Source organism: Phytobacter palmae (assembly GCF_039409775.1).
Classification (GTDB): Bacteria; Pseudomonadota; Gammaproteobacteria; order Enterobacterales; family Enterobacteriaceae; genus Phytobacter; species Phytobacter palmae.
Genome location: NZ_JBCIVJ010000017.1, coordinates 1 through 17,240 on the forward strand (window position 1 = coordinate 1; position 17,240 = coordinate 17,240).

The following is a 17,240-nucleotide window of genomic DNA, read 5'->3' on the forward strand; positions in this document are numbered from 1 at the left end:
AGTCCGGGTTCGGACACCACTACTCTAAATAACCCACATCAATATGAGGGGGAGCATTCAGCCCCGCTTTCCCGGATGCGGCTACGTCTAATCCGGGCCACTGCTCCAGGAAATTCTTTATATAACTGCAAAAATAAAAGTCAGAGAATTCCTGATGCCTATGACATGATCAAAACGGTTAACATGCATCGATAACTGTTTGCAGAGTTTAATTCAAAGAAGCTGAAACAGTTTCAGTTGTGGTTGAACCACAGCTACATTCCGCGCATAAAACTGAACGGGTTATAGCAAGAGCAAAGCCCTATTACTTACGCGATGAGGGATTATGTATGACGTGGGTGTATGAGCAGAGTACAGGAAACTTAAGCCACAATGGCAGCTATGTAGCAAAAGGATACGCAGGAAAAGGGGCTGGGAAAAATAATGCCCAGATGGAAGGAACGCCTGACACAGGTCCTCTTCCGCGGGGAAAATATTCAATAACAGGCCACCCGTTTCACCATCCACATACCGGAGCATATTCACTCCGACTGCACCCCAGCCCGGAAAATACCATGTATGGACGTTCAGGATTCCTGATCCACGGGGATAGTGTAAAGCACCCTGGCACAGCGTCTAATGGCTGTATCATCTTACCGCTGTTTATTCGCCAGAAAATATGGAGTAGCGGAGATAAGTCACTTGAGGTTATAAAATGAAAAAATACATCATCGGGCTGCTGGCTATTATGCCGCTCTCAGTACTGGCATCATCTCCGGACTGCCATTCATGGCCAATGAACATGGCGGAAGCATGGATGAAGAATGCTGGCATAGTTGACCTCGCTAACCTGGACGAATCAAAAACAGAAATAAAACAGTTGGCATCAGAGAAGAAGGGTAAGGATCTTTACACCCAAATTTATCACTTTGTCTTTCATGATAAATCAGGCGGTCAGTACGAAGTTATTACTCAAAGCGATGCTTCCAGTACTGAATGTTCAATCAGTGAAGTAAACAGTTTTTTGGTTACCAAAAAGGATTTAACTCACTAGCCTCAATAGAACCAGCAACATTTTCCATTACCGCTCCTTTCACCAGAGAGGAACGCAGGTGATTGGCTCCTTATCCCCCTCTCCCCCGGCCGGAAAATCGGTATGAGGGGGAGCATTCAGCCCCGCTTTCCCGGATGCGGCTACGTCTAATCCGGGCTACTGCTCCCCTATTTTAACTCTATAGACTCACCAAACATCCCATTCCCTCATCAATAAACCATATAAAAATCATGCCATTGTGGAAATATTTTTTAACATAAACTGTTTACATGGTAACGATAATTCATATCATCTTGATAATCACTATCACCGCTAAGGTGATGCGTTTGCGGCACAGGAGAATCAATGCCGCCGTACCTTTGATTAATCAGGATTATCACAATAATGAAACCTCGTAATTTTTGGACATTAAGTTCTTGTTTACTGATGATATTAAACGCTCATGCCGCAGCTGAAGGTCAAAAAGAAGAGACACTGGTGGTGGCCGCCAGCCGTGCGAATCACAGCATTACTGACATGGCGCAGACCACCTGGGTCATTGAACAAGCTGAAATTGAACAGCAGGTTCAGGGCGGGAGAGAGTTCAAAGAGGTACTGGCGCAATTGATTCCCGGTATGGATGTCAGCAGCCAGGGGCGCACCAATTACGGCATGAACATGCGTGGCCGTTCAATGATGGTCATGGTCGATGGCGTACGTTTAAACTCCTCACGCAGCGACAGCCGCCAGCTTGATTCGATCGATCCATTTAATATCGCCCGCATTGAAGTTATCTCCGGCGCCACCTCTCTCTATGGTGGCGGCAGTACCGGTGGTTTGATCAATATCGTGACCAAAAAAGGCCAGCCGGAAACAGAAGTCGAATTTCAGACTGGCATGAAGACGGGCTTTAACAGCCATAACGATAATGACGAGAATATCGCGGCGGCGGTCAGCGGCGGCAACGACAATGCCTCCGGTCGCCTTTCGGTGGCGTATCAGCGATTTGGCGGCTGGTATGACGGCAAAGGCAACGAGGTCAATATCGATAACACCCAGACCGGTCTGCAGTACTCAGACCGTCTGGATGTCATGGGCACCGGCACGCTGAATATCGACGATCATCAGCAGTTGCAGCTCACCACCCAGTATTACAAGAGCCAGTCCGACGGCAAGCACGGTCTGTTCCTGGGCGAGAATTTCTCGGCAGTGACCGGTTCCGGCAATGCCTACAACAAAAATAATCTCGACTCCGACCGCATTCCGGGCACCGAGCGCCACCTGATCAATCTGCAATATTCCAACACTGATTTCTGGGGGCAGGACCTGCTCGCTCAGATTTACTACCGCGATGAAAGCCTGACGTTCTACCCCTTCCCCACCCTCTCTGGCGGCCGTGTTACCAGTATTGGCGCATCGCAGCAAAAGACCGATTTCTACGGCGGCAAGCTGACCATCAACAGCAAGCCACTGGAGGATTTGACGCTGACATGGGGTGTGGATGCCGAACATGAAACCTTCGACGCCAACCAGCAATTTTTCGACCTCAACAAAGCGGCTGCCAGCGGTGGCATGAAGCTGGACAACGCTTATAACGTCGGGCGCTACCCGGGTTACAGCATCACCAACCTCGCCCCCTTCCTGCAAACCAGCTATGACATCTCCGCTATCACTCTGAGCGGTGGCGTACGTTATCAGTACACGGAAAACCGGGTCGATGACTTTATTGGTTACGCGCAACAACAGGCCATTGCCACAGGCAGAGCTACCTCGGCAGATGCGGTGCCAGGCGGGAAAACCGATTACAACAATCTGTTGTTTAACGCAGGTATCCTCGGTCATCTGACGGATCGCCAGCAACTGTGGTTTAACTTCTCACAAGGCTTTGAGATCCCGGATCTGGCGAAATACTACGGCTCCGGCACCTACCAGTTGAGCAATGGGCACTATCGCCTGGTCAACAGCGTGAACGTCAACGACTCAAAACTCGACGGTATCAAAGTCGATGCGTATGAGCTGGGCTGGCGCTACACCGGAGATAACCTGCGCACCCAGATTGCCGGTTACTACTCGCTTTCTGACAAAACCATCAACATCAATAAAACCGACATGACCATCAATATCGAAGATGACCAGCGTCGTATCTACGGTGTGGAAGGTCAGGTGGATTATTTCTTTACCGACAGCGAGTGGAGCACCGGCGCGAACTTTAATGCTATCAAATCGCAAACCCGCGTCGACGGCAAATGGGAAAAACTGACGGTCGATAGCGCCAGCCCGTCGAAAATGAGTGCCTGGGTCACCTGGGCACCGGGCGACTGGATGCTACGTCTGCAAAGTACCCAGACCTTTGATCTCTCTGACGAAGCGGGTAAACACATCGATGGTTATAACACCGTTGACCTGTTAGGCAGTTATCTTCTGCCCGTGGGTAAGCTGAGCTTTAGCGTCGAAAACCTGCTGGATGAAGATTACACCACCGCCTGGGGACAGCGCGCGCCGGGCCTTTACAGCCCAACCTACGGCGCTGAGAATCTCTATACTTACAAAGGCCGCGGTCGTACTTTCGGTCTGAATTACTCGGTCGCATTCTGATAGTCACTGCCGCCTGCACTGCGGGCGGCAGTGGTTGCGTATATGATCTTAAACCCCCGCCGTGCAGCCGGACAGGCGCTGAGTCTTTCGCAGAGCGCCATTTTCAGTCTGGCATGCACTGAGCATTGAGTGTCTCTTTGCACACCCAGCTTTTCAGCTATCTCCCTTACTCAAACACCTTATTACCCAGCGTCAGCGCCTTATCCAGATACGCCTTCCCGCTTCCCAGTTCCGATAGTAGCAGTAGCTCAGACGCTTTCACCTGTGCGCCGCAGTAATCAAAAATACCGTGGGCGATTTGTGCGTTAAAGGCTGCGGTAAAACCATGCCGGTCATAAGCACCCTGGCTTGCGGCACCAAGACCAATAATATGTACCGGCAGGTGCCCCAACTTTTTCACTATTTCCCCTTCGGCGGTCTCTTCATAGGCCCAGCCGTTGGTAAACACGCGATCAATCCAGCCCTTGAGCAGCGCGGGCATCGACCACCAATAGACAGGGAATACCAGTACCAGCGCGTCGGCCTTATCAATTCGCGCTTGCTCTGCGACAATATCCGCAGGGACGGGCGCGGTAAGCCTGAACGCGGCAAAATCTTGCGCGTTGAAGGTCGGGTTAAAACCTTCGGCGTGCAGGTCGACAATCTCTACAGTGTGTTGTGATTGAGCAGTGATCCCTTTCGCCACGGCGGCTGCGACGCTGTGGGTCAGAGAATGGGTATCCGGGTGAGAAACGACGATTAAAGCATGCATCTGGCGACTCCTGGTTGCGGGATAGCGTAAGGAAACGTACTCTTATATACCAAAGGTAACCTACTGGTAGTAAGTTACCTTTGGTATATAAGCATGTCAACGGAGAATTTCTACGATGAGCAGTCAGAGCACGCGCCAGCGTTTATCAAGGCAGGAACGTTATACCCAGCTGATTGAGGTGGCCTGGCAAATCATCCGGGAAGAAGGTACAGAAGCCCTGACGCTCGGCCACCTCGCAGAACGCGCCGGGATCACAAAGCCAGTGGTTTACGATCATTTCACCACTCGTTCAGGGCTGTTTGCCGCAATCTATCGGGAATATGATCTGCGTTCGACGGCGCGGATGGATGAAAAAATTAGCCAGACGGAGCCAGTACTGGAGAAAATCGCGGCGGTAATTGCCGATGCCTGGATTGAGTGCGTGTTGTTGTCCGGTCGCGAAATGCCAAGCGTTATTGCCGCGCTGAGCGGCACGCCGGAACTCGAACAACTACGCCAGGAGTACGCCACAGCGTTTATCGAAAAATGCCGGACGCTGTTTAGCCCTTTCTGTCAGGGCCATACGCTACAGACCCCGGCACTATGGGCGATGCTCGGTGCGGCTGAGGGGTTATCGTGGGCGGTGGTAATAGGAAAAATCAGCGCGCAACAAGCGAAGGATGAACTGGTTCAGGGGATCGTTTGCATGGTCAACGGGACTAAAGCGCGCGATTAACAGCAATCAGGCACTCATCATCCCCCTCACTATTAACAGCGAGGGGGAGGGTTTATCAGTCGTAGCTGGCAACCACTTCTATTGAGGCGTCTGCACGACCCGCCTGAACGGCGCCGGTAGTACGAATATAGCGGGCGGCCATGTTTATTAATTGAGACGTCGTTTGACCTGTATTACCGTAATTCGTGGTATTCACAATATTTGGTTGATTTAAGAGGACTTTACTTGTCGGATCACCTGTTGTTGGCTGTACCGACGCTGTGCCCCAGGCAAGTTGAATACCGTAACCTTCTGCGCCACCAGCCCGTAAACCAATAATGCCACGGCTGGAGTCAATAATTCCGGTACGTGGATATACCGTAATAATTAACCCAGAATTCGCTGTATTTGCGACTCGACTTATAACGGCATTAGGATTGGCAACATTCAAATTATCATAATAGGCGACGTTGGTTGTGCCCGACCCTCCATATCCCCACGTTGGAGGGCAATTTATTGTGAAACTGACGTCTTTCCAGGGCGAAGAATTCGGTATATCTGCGGCGTTAAACTTACCCAACTCCACTGTCTTATTAGCAAGGTCACACGTTCCAGGGTAAATAGTAAAACCACCACTTAAAGAAACTGAATTCGTGGTCCAGCTGTTTGCCAAAGGAGCTTCACCGTGGTTAGGCAGACCACTGGCCCAGGTATCCCCGGCGGTAAGAATTTGCAGAGCCTGAACCACCTTAATATCATCGAACTCAAGCATACCGCCGCCGTTAAGCTGGGCGGAATTGAATTTCCCTGGAATCTTCCACAGTTTTACCTTAACCGTAAAGAAGGCGCTCCAGGTAAAATTACTTGTCGATAATGTCCAGGTGCTTCGATTCAGTGCGCCTTCAGCATAGCCACCGAATGATTTTTGGGTAATATTAGTATCAATAAAGGAGATGCCTAAGCCATCGATTTTCGTAGGGAAAATATATTCATTACCGTATTTAATGGGTGTTTTCCCGGTAGTGCTATAGGCATATTCCATCCACCCCAGTTGCACACCGTTTGCACTGGCCCGGCAAGTCGTCCCGGAAACTCCCCACGCAAAATAATTGTAAGTATAAAGTTCCCGATACGTTGTCGTATCTCCAGAAAGGCCTGCGGTTATTTTATCCGATGCCGATGCGGGCAAAGTAAAGGATATGGGATTGACACCACCTGTGCATGTCACCACGCGAGCATAAGCAATATTAGTTAAAAACAGAAAAAATAAAACCAACAACCCTGTTCTGCGCATAATCGTCACCCTGACAATATTTTTCCCTCGGAATATATTAACTAAAAAACGCCTGTTGTCAAAAAAACATCCGTTTATTATAAAAACATTCATACAAATTATGAAAGCTTGATAATCAGCTCACCGAAATGATAAACAGAACAAATGAAAAAATAACCACCACCTTGATAAATATACATATTTTCCATCTTGCATGAAAGATGGATAAAATACACCTCACATAAATATATAATAAAAACATATATTACATTATTAATGCAACATGTACAAAATACATCAATTAAAACAAGTTAAATCATCACCTAATATATAGAATCATTTACTCATCCATTTGAAACATATTTTCTGAAATATGAAGAAGAGAGATGTCTCATTTCATGATTATCGATGTGATAAATTATGAAGACATTGACAGTGGAATAAACAAACTTGAAAAAAAACGTCAGGAAGATCGTACGCTCTAACCGAAAAAATATAACCACGTGAAAGAACCAGGTTGTTCCTTTACGTGGTTGCGGTGAAGAAAACTGCTGAATCAGCCAGCCGGTGTGGGGTCGATGTTTTTATTACGCAGGCGCAGAGTGGCCGGCAAAATTCGCTGCTGTTCGGTAGGTTCATTGCCCTCAATCAGTTGCGTGATGAGGTCAAAACAGTCGTATGCCAGGCGCGGGATATTCTGCTCGACGGTATCAATACTCAACGAAAGCGAGTCGTAGAGATAGTGATCGTCGAAGCTGGCGATGTGAATATCGCTTTGCAGTAAATGGTGCTGGCTCATATAACGCAGCACACCCTCAAGCAGCCCGCATGCCGCAGTAAACAAGGCTTTGGGTGGACGACCCAGTTTTGCACAGAGGGCGGCAAACATTTCGTAGCCGCTGCTGGGGTGATAGTTGCCATGAATAATCCACTCGGGGCGTAACGTCACCCCCGCTCTCTCCAGCCCTTGCGTGAAACCTGCCAGACGGTCTTTGGTTGGCGACAATCGCGGTTGCCCACCTAAAAAGTAGATTTCATCAGGATTCGCACGGGCCAGACGTTCAACCAGATCGGCGGTGGGTGTCACCGCATCGGTAATCACCAGCGGCAAAGGTGTGCTGTTCATGTGGCGGTCAAACAGTACTACGGGCAGTTGCTCGCTGAGTTTCAGGTAATCGGCGTCATTGAGCATGCTTGAGGCAACAATCAGCCCGTCCACCTGGCGGGAGACCAGATTGTTGACCACCACCGACTCCTGGCTGGCGTTTTCATCGGTGCAGGAGATAAGAAGCTGTAACCCCGCCTCGCGGCACAAGTTTTCCAGCTCATGAGAAAAAGCAGCAAAACCGTGGTTGGTTATCTCAGGAACCACCAGCCCCAGCGTGTGGCTGCGATCCTCGCGCAACAGCCGGGCATGAATGCTCGGCTGATAATGGTGCTGCTGAGCAAGGGAAAGCACACGTTGACGGGTTTCCTGCGCCACGCGTAACTCTTTACCTCGTCCATTGAGTACCAGACTGGCGGTGGCTTTTGAGACACCCGCCAGCGCGGCAATATCAGTGATGGTAACGCGTTTTGTTTTTCTCACGACAATGCATCGGTTAATGAAACAAGCCGCTATTCTACCATGCAAGGGCGTAACGACCAGTATTGCACCCGCAGTTCGCCACTTCCGCTAAAGGTTATTTGCGCAGGATGTGACGGGAAGTAGCGGCTGCTCATTACGCCAGCTCCCTCATTAATGAAGATCTCAACGCTGGAGCTGTCGCATAAAATCTGCAGCACATTTGCCTCTCCGTCCCAGTAACGGGAGAGCCATTCGCCATTTTCCAGGCTACGGCGGTCAAGGCGCAGCTGGTTTTTTTGCCAGTGCAGAATAAGCGTATCGCCAAAATTCAGCTTCAGCTCGCCTTTACTCTCGACCAGTAGTTCCAGGCTCCGGGCGTCAATCCCCGGCGCGTCATCCGCACGTCCTGCAAAACACTGCTCATCTTCGCGCAACGCCTGCAATTCCCTGATCGGCTGTTGATACAATTTACCGTTATGGGTGGAAAGCTCACGCACGCAGGTCATTTGATGGATCCAGCCCTGCGCTACCGTAGGCTGGCGCATCTCCTCGCCATCCGGCACCCCCATCCACCCCACCAGCAGACGTCGACCATCAGCGCTTAACGTGGTCTGCGGAGCGTAAAATTCAAATCCGGCGTCAAGTTCATGCAGCGCGCCATGTTTAAACGTTGCCTGTTCAAGGGAGAATGTCCCGCTCAGGTACGCGCTCGGGTGTGTATTGAGGAAACGGTGCGCGTCACGGGCAACCCCTTGCGGGCAACAGATGAGGAAGGTGTCTGCCCCCAGCGTGAACAGGTCCGGGCACTCCCACATGTACCCTGCCTCCCCTAAACCACCGAGGCCGCTCCCGGCGAGCTCACCGAGCAATTGCCAGTGATGCAGATCGTCGGAGCGTAGTAGCAGCACTTTACCGCGCTGCGCCAGATCCTGCGCGCCGAGCACCATGTACCACTGGTTTTCGTGCCGCCAGACTTTCGGGTCCCTGACGTGCCCGGTGTACCCCTCCGGCAACGGAATGACTGGCCCGAGCTTATCAAACCCGCCTTCGGCGTTCTGTACCGCCAGACACTGCCAGGCCGTGCGTCCGCCTTCGGCGAATTTCACATTACCGGTATAACACAACGTCAGTTCGCCCTGGTTATCTACTGCGCTGCCTGAATAGCAACCGCTGCGGTCATACTCTTCTTCCGGCATAAGCGCTACCGGCTCATGCTGCCAGTGCAGTAGATCCGCTGAACTCCAGTGTCCCCAGCATTTGTGATTATGCTGACAGCCGAGCGGGTTCCATTGATAAAACAGATGAAACCGCCCCTGAAAATGGATAAAGCCGTTAGGGTCATTCAACAGCCCCGTCGCCGGGGCCAGATGCCAGGCCGGATAGTGACTGTCCTGCAGTGCTTTCGGTTGGCCTTTCAGTACTGACAGTAAAATCTTCGGCAACAGGGTTGATGACGTCATTATTCTGAGTCCGTTTTGTATTTAAGCAGGTAAGAGATAACGAAGGCGACGCTGAACGCGATCACCATCCCGACAGCATAATTCAGTAACGAGCTGGCCTGCACTATCGCCATGCCCGGAATGCCTGTCAGCCCGACAGCGGTCATATAGACATGGACCGAAACCACCCAGGCACCGCCAGCCGCACCACCAATCAATGCCGCAATAAAAGGTTTTACAAAACGCAGGTTGATACCAAAAATCGCGGCTTCGGTAATGCCGAGGACCGCAGAAAATGCCGACGGTAAGGTAATGGCTTTGATTTTGGCATCTTTGGTTTTAAACCACACCGCCAGGCAAGCGCCACCCTGCGCGACGTTGGCCATCGCCCAGATGGGCAACAGGAAGTTCACACCAATAGACGGATTGCCCAATAACCCGGCTTCAATCGCATGGAAACTGTGGTGCACGCCGGTAATAACAATCACCGAATAGAGACCACCGAATAGCAGCCCTGCCAGCCATCCGGCATGGGTGATGAGAGTGCTCAGCACAAAGGAGATACCGTCACCCAGCGCCCGACCCGCCGGGCCGATGACCAGCAGCGCGACAAAACCAGTGATAATAACTGTCAAAAACGGCGTCAGAATCAGATCCAGCGCGTCCGGAATAACCCGGCGCAGCTGCTTTTCCAGGATGCTCATAAACCAGACGGCAAGCAGCACCGGAAAGACCGTACCCTGATAACCAATCATCGCCACTTCGATACCAAAAAAGTTCATGGTATGGAACCCGGCAGCCACGCCCCAGGCATTGGTCAGGGCCGGATGCGTCAGAATGCCGCCCAACGTCGCGCCCAGGAAGGGGTTACCACCAAATTCACGCGCTGCGGTGAAGCCAATCAGGATAGGCAGGATAATGAACGCCGCCGAGCTGAACATATCCAGCATGATGTAGAGTGCATTTTCCGGGTTCACCCAGCCGTAGGTTTTCACCATGCCCAGCAGGCCCATCAACAACCCTGAGGCCACGATGGCGGGGATTATCGGGACGAAAATATTCGACAACAAACGGGCCACGCGCTGGAACGGATTCAGTTTGCGGGCAGCAATAGCGGCAGCATCAGACTTACTCGTTTCGCCAATGCCCGCCTCTTTGATAAACGCCGCATATACTTTATTCACCACACCAGTGCCGAAGATAACCTGCAACTGTCCGGCATTGCGGAAGCAGCCTTTCACCCCCTCCACTTTGCCTATTGCCGTGGTGTCTGCTTTTGCATCTTCCGCCAGCACCAGCCGCAGGCGCGTGGCACAATGCGCAGCACTGACGATATTGTCCTTGCCGCCCAGCAGCGGTAAGAGCGACCGGGAAATCTGTTCAAAGTCCATATAAGCCCCTGTTTTATGGAAATTTGTAATAATTAGCGCGTTATGAAGCCCCGTTGCGGGGCTTCATTATCAGAACCAGGTTTCCATCTGCACGCCGAAGGTCCATTCGCCGCCAGATTTAAAGCCGTTGCTACCCAGAGCATCGTCGCTGGCATAGTTGTCCAGCTTGTGATCCCAGTCCATCCAGGAGGCGAAAAGACGCAGCTCCGGACGTTTCAGGAACTCACCCACATCACCCGCTTTCAATGTTGGCGCAACGGTGAGTTTGTAGAAGCTGCCGTTGACCGCGTTGCGGCTGTTGTAGCCCTCTGGTTTGAGATCCATGTACTGATAGCTGCCTTCATACTGCATCTCGAAATTCTGGGTCAGTGCCTGAATCAACCGCATGTTAACAGTCGCCCACTCGTAGCTGTCGCCTTTGACGTAACGGTCTTTGCTGCTTTGCGCCAGTACCGCAGGGGCAATGTGCCAGCCACCACCCAGCGGCGTCATACCATAGGTCGCCAGACGCCAGGTATCCGCCTGAGGTAACAGCGCGCCATCAGCCCCTACCGTTTTCACCTCGGCCCCCAGCCCATGACCGTAAAGTAGCGCCGTTTTCGACATCCCCTCACGCAGGCCATAGAAACTCTCGTTGTGCAGCCCTAACAGCGCATGGACACCGGTGTTAGCCGCATCGCTTTTCACTTTGTTGCCATCAAGATCGAGTCGGTCGTTGTTGTCTTTTGCACGCATACCGCTGACCATTGCCTGTACCGGGCCAAAGTAGTTGTTCAGCGTCAGGATGTAGTTTTGGGCATTATTTTCACTGTTTTCGATATCGCCAAACGTGCGGCCATAAAGTGAGAAGTTACTGCGCGCGTTATCGCTCCACTTCATGTCATAGATACCGGCCCCGGTTCCGGCGAGGAAAATTACGTCAGAATCGAGCCAGTGAATGTCGAAGTTATCGCGGTCAAAGCGTTTCCCGGCCCAGACGGTGGAATCTTTAAACGCACCGGTGAAGGTAGGCAGATGGCCCAGTTCGGTAAAAGCCTGACGCAGGTTAAGGTCGCTGCTGGATGCCGTCCAGTCGTTATAGCTACGCTGCCCGTCCGCCAGCATCACTTTAAAACGCGTGGTGGCACCGTTAGCCAGCGTCTGTTTATGTTCAAGGTTCATCTCGACGTAAGTATCCGGTTCGTTACCCAGACGCCCAACATGTCCACCCGTTTCACCGGCTGGCGTCATCCCTGGGCCACCCTGGGTTTTCGCTGCGGAGTCGCTCATCAGCAGTCCCGAACGGGCATAGCCATGGAACTCAAACCCACCTTCCTGTGAGGATTTCTGCTCCAGTTGCGTGGTGCGCTGCGCCACCTCTGCCGTAGTGGTTTGCGTCTTTTGCTGCTCAGTAGCCAGATTTTTTGCTTGTAACTCAGCGGCTTCTGCTCGTTTTTCAGCGTCCGAGGCCCGTTGTTCTGCGGCCTGCAGACGTTGTTCCAGCGCGGCAAGACGCGCCTCGATGCTACCGGTTCCCGCATCTGCCGCAAGGGCAGAACCCGACCCCATTAATAAACCGAGCGTGACCGCGAGTGTGCTTTTTCTCATTGTATTTGCGTCCCTAAGAAAGAGGTAAGAAGACTGAATATTTTGCTAAACCGGTTTAGTCGCGAATCATAATAGTGGTTAATTTCAACCTGCAAACAAAATAGCTAAACCGGTTTAGTGAATGTGAGGAGGGTCGCAAATCGTTCGGAAAATCAGTCCTGAGGAGCCATCAAAGCCGCCAGTTGGGGTAACGCGGTCATTGCCCCTTTCGCCGTGGTCGCCAGCGCACCGCATCGCTGCGCATACCTCAGGCCCGATGCCAGATCCACTTCACTTTGAGGTAAACCTGTTTGCGCCAGTTGCCACAATAGCCCGGCCACAAAGGCATCACCCGCGCCGGTGGTATCCACGCTTGCCACGGGCACGCTGGGGTAATGGAAAATGACGCCCTGCAATAGCGCCAGCACGCCGGCTTTACCCTGGGTAACAAGCAACAGTTTGATAGCAAAACGTTCTGCCAGTGTTTTCATAGCGATGCGTAAATCCGTGGAGGCCATCATAAAAGCCAGCTCTTCTTCCGAGAGTTTGACCACATCAGCCAGCGCGAATGCATGTTCCAGACACTGTTGCAGCATCTGCGGATCCTGCCAGAGATCGGTACGAATATTAGGATCAAAACAGACGAAACCACCTGCTTCGCGTATGCGCTGCATGGCGAGTAATGTAGTGGTCCGCGAAGGCTCAGCGGAGAGCGCAATAGAACAGCAATGTAACCACTCCTCCTGACGGAAGGCCGGCAAATCATCGGCCCGCAAGAAAAGGTCGGCGCTGGGGCGCACCATGAATGTGAAGGAACGCTCGCCTTCGTCATCGAGGGCAACGACAACGGTTGATGTACGCTGTGATTCGTCAAAGGTCATAAAATCTGTGTTCACCTTTTCCCGGCACAGCGTGTTGTACATAAATTTGCCAAAAGGATCCTGCCCCACCCGGCCAATAAAACCGCTTTTCCCTTCCAGTCTTGCAATGCCAACGGCGACATTAGCCGGGGCTCCGCCCGCGCACTGCATTAATCGCCCTTCACCCTCAGGCAATAGATCAACAACGGCATCACCCAGACACCAGACTTGAGCTGACATGACTTTCTCCCAGTAGAATGTATGGCTAAAATTTAATTAAACCGGTTTAGCAAAGCAAATCTATTCTATTGCCAATGCAAAATGAGTGCGCTACAGCAACAGCAAGGTCCCGGCTGGCGGTCTGTTTTGAAATTGGCTTTTTGGGCGGTTTAGCCGCTACCCCTGCCAAATTCATCAATTCCAGTGCCTCACGAAATCACATCCTGATATTCTCTTCTGTCATCGCAACCTTCACATCTGCCACAACATCGTGCTAACCATCAGGAGTCAACATGAGCCAACCGTTACATGCAAAGCCGCTGGTCTGGGGGCACGGCCCACGGACTTTCGAAGTATTCCTGGAACCCACCTGCCCGTTCTCCGTGCGCGCGTTTAATAAGCTGGATGCGCTGCTAAAAGAGGTGGGTGAAGACAAGGTGACGGTAAAAATTCGCCTGCAGTCGCAGCCATGGCATTTATTCTCAGGCGTCATTGTGCGCTGCATTCTTGCCGCCTCCACGCTGCCCAATGGACGCGATGCCGCGCATAAGGTGATGCAGGCGGTTGCCGATCATCGGGAAGAGTTTGAGTTTACCGACCACTGTAGCGGCCCGAATATGGATGCCACACCGCAGCAGATCATTGAACGTATTGAAAATTATAGCGGCGTGACGTTAAGCGAAGCCTTTGCGCGCCCGGAATTGCAGACGGAAATTAAATGGCACTGTAAGTATGCGCGCCAGAACGGTATCCATGTCTCCCCCACTTTTATGGTCAACGGACTGGTACAGGCAGATCTCGGCAGCGGTGATGATATCAGCGCCTGGGCGGCGCGTATCCTGGCCTGATAAGGACGGGGAAAATACGCCCCCATCCGACGGCTGCTACACTGCTTCAACACCTTAACGAAAAGGCAGGTCAACATGTCAGAAAACAACTATCAGCCCCCCAAAGTCTGGACGTGGGATAAGTCCGGCGGCGGCGCATTCGCCAATATCAACCGTCCGATTTCCGGCGCGACCCATGACAAAGAGTTACCCGTCGGTAAGCACCCGCTTCAGCTTTATTCGCTGGGTACGCCAAACGGACAGAAAGTGACCATCATGCTGGAAGAGTTACTGGCGAAGGGCGTAAAAGAGGCGGAATATGACGCCTGGCTCATCCGCATTGGTGAAGGCGATCAGTTCTCCAGTGGCTTCGTGGACGTGAACCCGAACTCCAAAATTCCGGCGCTGCGTGACCACTCAACCACCCCGCCAACGCGCGTGTTTGAGTCCGGTGCCATTCTTCTCTATCTCGCGGAGAAGTTTGGTCACTTCCTGCCCAAAGACCCCGCCGGGCGTACTGAAACACTGAACTGGCTGTTCTGGCTGCAAGGCTCTGCGCCGTTCCTCGGCGGCGGCTTTGGCCACTTCTACAATTATGCGCCGGTGAAAATCGAGTACGCCATCAACCGTTTTACAATGGAAGCCAAGCGCCAGTTAGATGTGCTCGACAAACAGCTCGCTAAATACAAATTCGTGGCGGGTGACGAATACACTATTGCCGATATGGCCATCTGGCCGTGGTATGGCAACGTGGTGCTGGGCAGCGTTTACAACGCCGCCGAGTTCCTTGAAGCCAGTGGCTACCAGAATGTTGTGCGCTGGGCCAAAGAAGTTGCCGGGCGTCCTGCCGTAAAACGTGGACGCATGGTTAACCGTACCTTTGGCGAACCAGGTGAACAGTTGCATGAACGCCACGACGCCAGCGACTTCGATACCAATACCGAAGATAAACGCAACGGCTGACCCCGCTTCCCGGACGTCAAACGTCCGGGAGTTTTCCCTTCCAATCCGGCCTGACACTGTTTTTCTCACTTCATATTTACATCCCCGCAGATAACCAGTAAGAATGCCTTTTATTTATCCAAGTCACGCCAAATGTCTGAAAATGCGCTAAAACAGCAAATCCAGAATCTGAAAAAGCATAACGCCCGTCTGGTGCGTATGGCGCGTGATGCCCGTAATAAGCTCAGCGCGGCGCTGGATGGCACCGGACTCTGTTTATGGCAACTTGATGTGCCAAGCGGAAAACTGATTATCTACAACCGTCGCTGGGGATCGATGCTTGGCTATCAGCCAAAGGAGCTTAGCGCCCACTTTGATGTCTGGAAAGAGCACTTGCATGAAGACGACCGCCAGCGCGTTCTGGATGCGTTTTACGATCACCTGCATGGCAAAACCCCATTCTATGAAGCACTGCACCGTATGCAGCATAAAAACGGCACCGTCACCTGGGTGCTGGACCGCGGACGTGTCACTGACCGGGACAGCGACGGCAAGCCGTTAAAGGTCACCGGCACCCATATCGACATGACCAAAGAGAAGCAGTACGAAGAGCAGCTTGCAGCCCTGGCGAACCACGACCCGCTGACCGGACTGGCGAACCGTCACGCACTCATCAACCACTTCGATATCCTCAAAACCGCAGGCCCGCTGTGTGTGGCGTTTATCGATCTGGACGATTTTAAAGTCGTTAACGATACCTTTGGTCACCGCAGCGGTGATGAATTGCTGATACAGTTAAGCCAGCGCCTGCGCGAGGCCTGCCCGGAAGGATCGGTGGTAGGGCGTCTGGGGGGCGATGAGTTTGTTCTGCTGCTGCCGTTCGCGCTCAACAGCCTGCTTACTAACAGCACTGCGCATAATTGCCTGCGCGCCGCGCTCACCCCGTTCGAACTGGACAATGGCGATGCCCGGGTAGGAGCCTCCATCGGCATTGATGAAGTGCAACGCGACGACGATTTTGTGAACGCGCTGCGGCGCGCTGATCAGTCGATGTACCAGATTAAGCATACCGGTAAAAATGGCGCAGCCATTGGCCACACGCTGCTATCCCTCTCGTACCGGCAGGCGGAGCCAACATGAAAATTACACGCCAGGCATCGTTAATTCAGCTACTGGCAGAACATGTGACATTGACCACCGACGCACTGGCAGACCGGCTTGGCGTCAGCAAAGAGACTATTCGTCGGGATCTTAAGGCTCTGCAGACTCAGGGGAAAATTGTCCGTCGCCACGGCCGGGCGCGCTTACTTCATACGCCGCAACAGAATGATGGCGAGCCGTTTTACACCCGCCGCAAAAGCCACTATGCCGATAAAGCCGATATAGCCCGCCACGCCCTGAACTGGATTGAGAAAGGGATGACGCTGGCCCTGGATGCCAGTTCGACCTGTTTTCATCTGGCGCGTCAGTTACCGGATATCCCGCTGACGGTATTTACCAACAGCCTGCCCGTTTGCCAGGAGATGGCGCGCCGCCAGCATATTAATCTGATTTGCTCCGGCGGACGGCTGGAGCGGCAGAATCGCTGCTACGTGAACCCGGCTCTGGTCGCGATGCTGAAATCGCTTGAGGTCGACCTGTTTATTTTTTCCTGCGAAGGGGTGGATGCCAGCGGGGAGATGTGGGATTCCACGAAATATAACGCCACCTATAAAGCGCACCTTCTGCGCCGGGCGAATCAGTCTTTATTGCTGATTGATAAGAGTAAATTTTACCGGGCCAGCGAAGCGAAAATCGGTAATCTGGCGCTGGTCACGCAGATGATTACCGATGCCAAACCCGGTATGGTTCATCTTTGAGGTTCGGTGAAGTCCATATCCAGTTCGCGCAGGGCTTCCAGCGTTGCCAGAGCCTCTTCCTCATCAATCACACTCATGGCAAATCCCACATGCACCAGCACCCACTGACCAAGCAGCGCGGCAGGTTCGCTTTCACACACCAGCATAATATTCACGTCACGGCGAACGCCGCAGACATCGACCTGCGCCAGATGATGAACGCTTTCACCGACGCTAACCACCTGGCCGGGCACACCAATACACAT

16 protein-coding genes are annotated in these 17,240 nt (G+C 52.4%); 8 read left to right on the forward strand and 8 right to left on the reverse strand.

Annotated elements, in window-relative coordinates:
* Nucleotides 1-329: 329 nt before the first annotated feature.
* From AAIG39_RS18935 to AAIG39_RS18945, 3 genes are all read left to right on the forward strand, one after another.
* On the forward strand, nucleotides 330-698 hold the full coding sequence (locus tag AAIG39_RS18935) for a tlde1 domain-containing protein (protein WP_090083379.1): 369 nt from the start codon (nucleotides 330-332) through the stop codon (nucleotides 696-698).
* Nucleotides 695-1,033, forward strand: a complete 339-nt coding sequence (locus AAIG39_RS18940; RefSeq protein WP_090083378.1) for a hypothetical protein — start codon at nucleotides 695-697, stop codon at nucleotides 1,031-1,033. Before AAIG39_RS18935 ends, AAIG39_RS18940 begins: the two co-directional genes overlap by 4 nt.
* A 384-nt stretch (nucleotides 1,034-1,417) precedes the next feature.
* A complete protein-coding gene (locus AAIG39_RS18945) occupies nucleotides 1,418-3,607 on the forward strand; it encodes a TonB-dependent siderophore receptor (protein ID WP_343194490.1) in 2,190 nt (729 codons plus the stop codon).
* A gap of 166 nt (nucleotides 3,608-3,773) precedes the next feature.
* On the opposite strand, the gene AAIG39_RS18950 is transcribed toward AAIG39_RS18945, so the two are convergent.
* Complete coding sequence (locus AAIG39_RS18950; RefSeq protein ID WP_343194491.1) at nucleotides 3,774-4,358, reverse strand: NAD(P)H-dependent oxidoreductase; 585 nt, start codon at nucleotides 4,356-4,358, stop codon at nucleotides 3,774-3,776.
* 115 nt (nucleotides 4,359-4,473) lie between these two features.
* Between AAIG39_RS18950 and AAIG39_RS18955 the strand changes: the two genes are divergently transcribed.
* On the forward strand, nucleotides 4,474-5,073 hold the full coding sequence (locus AAIG39_RS18955) for a TetR/AcrR family transcriptional regulator (RefSeq protein ID WP_090083373.1): 600 nt from the start codon (nucleotides 4,474-4,476) through the stop codon (nucleotides 5,071-5,073).
* Nucleotides 5,074-5,128: 55 nt separating this feature from the next.
* Here AAIG39_RS18955 and AAIG39_RS18960 read toward each other — a convergent pair whose 3' ends face one another.
* The 6 genes from AAIG39_RS18960 to AAIG39_RS18985 all read right to left on the reverse strand — a co-directional run bounded on the left by AAIG39_RS18960 (nucleotide 5,129) and on the right by AAIG39_RS18985 (nucleotide 13,388).
* Nucleotides 5,129-6,346, reverse strand: a complete 1,218-nt coding sequence (locus tag AAIG39_RS18960) for a fimbrial protein (protein WP_343194492.1) — start codon at nucleotides 6,344-6,346, stop codon at nucleotides 5,129-5,131.
* A gap of 535 nt (nucleotides 6,347-6,881) precedes the next feature.
* Nucleotides 6,882-7,913 carry a substrate-binding domain-containing protein gene (locus tag AAIG39_RS18965; RefSeq protein WP_343194493.1) on the reverse strand — a complete coding sequence of 344 codons (1,032 nt, stop codon included), beginning with the start codon at nucleotides 7,911-7,913 and terminating at the stop codon, nucleotides 6,882-6,884.
* Between the two features lie 29 nt (nucleotides 7,914-7,942).
* On the reverse strand, nucleotides 7,943-9,352 hold the full coding sequence (locus tag AAIG39_RS18970) for a sucrose-6-phosphate hydrolase (protein ID WP_343194494.1): 1,410 nt from the start codon (nucleotides 9,350-9,352) through the stop codon (nucleotides 7,943-7,945).
* Nucleotides 9,352-10,722: a sucrose-specific PTS transporter subunit IIBC gene (locus tag AAIG39_RS18975; protein WP_090083367.1), complete on the reverse strand. Its 1,371-nt coding sequence runs from the start codon at nucleotides 10,720-10,722 to the stop codon at nucleotides 9,352-9,354. The genes AAIG39_RS18970 and AAIG39_RS18975 overlap by 1 nt, the downstream gene beginning before the upstream one ends.
* 69 nt (nucleotides 10,723-10,791) lie before the next feature.
* The gene (locus tag AAIG39_RS18980; RefSeq protein ID WP_343194495.1) at nucleotides 10,792-12,309 is read right to left on the reverse strand and encodes a carbohydrate porin; all 1,518 of its coding nucleotides are present in this window, start codon (nucleotides 12,307-12,309) and stop codon (nucleotides 10,792-10,794) included.
* Nucleotides 12,310-12,461: 152 nt separating this feature from the next.
* Nucleotides 12,462-13,388: an aminoimidazole riboside kinase gene (locus AAIG39_RS18985; RefSeq protein ID WP_343194496.1), complete on the reverse strand. Its 927-nt coding sequence runs from the start codon at nucleotides 13,386-13,388 to the stop codon at nucleotides 12,462-12,464.
* A gap of 272 nt (nucleotides 13,389-13,660) precedes the next feature.
* On the opposite strand from AAIG39_RS18985, the gene AAIG39_RS18990 reads away from it, so the two are divergent.
* The 4 genes from AAIG39_RS18990 to fucR all read left to right on the forward strand — a co-directional run bounded on the left by AAIG39_RS18990 (nucleotide 13,661) and on the right by fucR (nucleotide 16,995).
* A complete protein-coding gene (locus AAIG39_RS18990; protein WP_090083363.1) occupies nucleotides 13,661-14,215 on the forward strand; it encodes a DsbA family protein in 555 nt (184 codons plus the stop codon).
* Nucleotides 14,216-14,290: 75 nt separating this feature from the next.
* On the forward strand, nucleotides 14,291-15,157 hold the full coding sequence (yghU, locus tag AAIG39_RS18995) for a glutathione-dependent disulfide-bond oxidoreductase (RefSeq protein ID WP_343194497.1): 867 nt from the start codon (nucleotides 14,291-14,293) through the stop codon (nucleotides 15,155-15,157).
* 132 nt (nucleotides 15,158-15,289) lie between these two features.
* A complete protein-coding gene (locus tag AAIG39_RS19000; RefSeq protein WP_090083360.1) occupies nucleotides 15,290-16,276 on the forward strand; it encodes a sensor domain-containing diguanylate cyclase in 987 nt (328 codons plus the stop codon).
* On the forward strand, nucleotides 16,273-16,995 hold the full coding sequence (fucR, locus tag AAIG39_RS19005; RefSeq protein ID WP_090083358.1) for an L-fucose operon activator: 723 nt from the start codon (nucleotides 16,273-16,275) through the stop codon (nucleotides 16,993-16,995). The genes AAIG39_RS19000 and fucR overlap by 4 nt, the downstream gene beginning before the upstream one ends.
* Here fucR and hybG read toward each other — a convergent pair.
* Entirely contained in the window at nucleotides 16,986-17,240 is a 255-nt protein-coding gene (hybG, locus tag AAIG39_RS19010; RefSeq protein ID WP_090083357.1) for a hydrogenase maturation factor HybG, read from the reverse strand. The genes fucR and hybG overlap by 10 nt on opposite strands.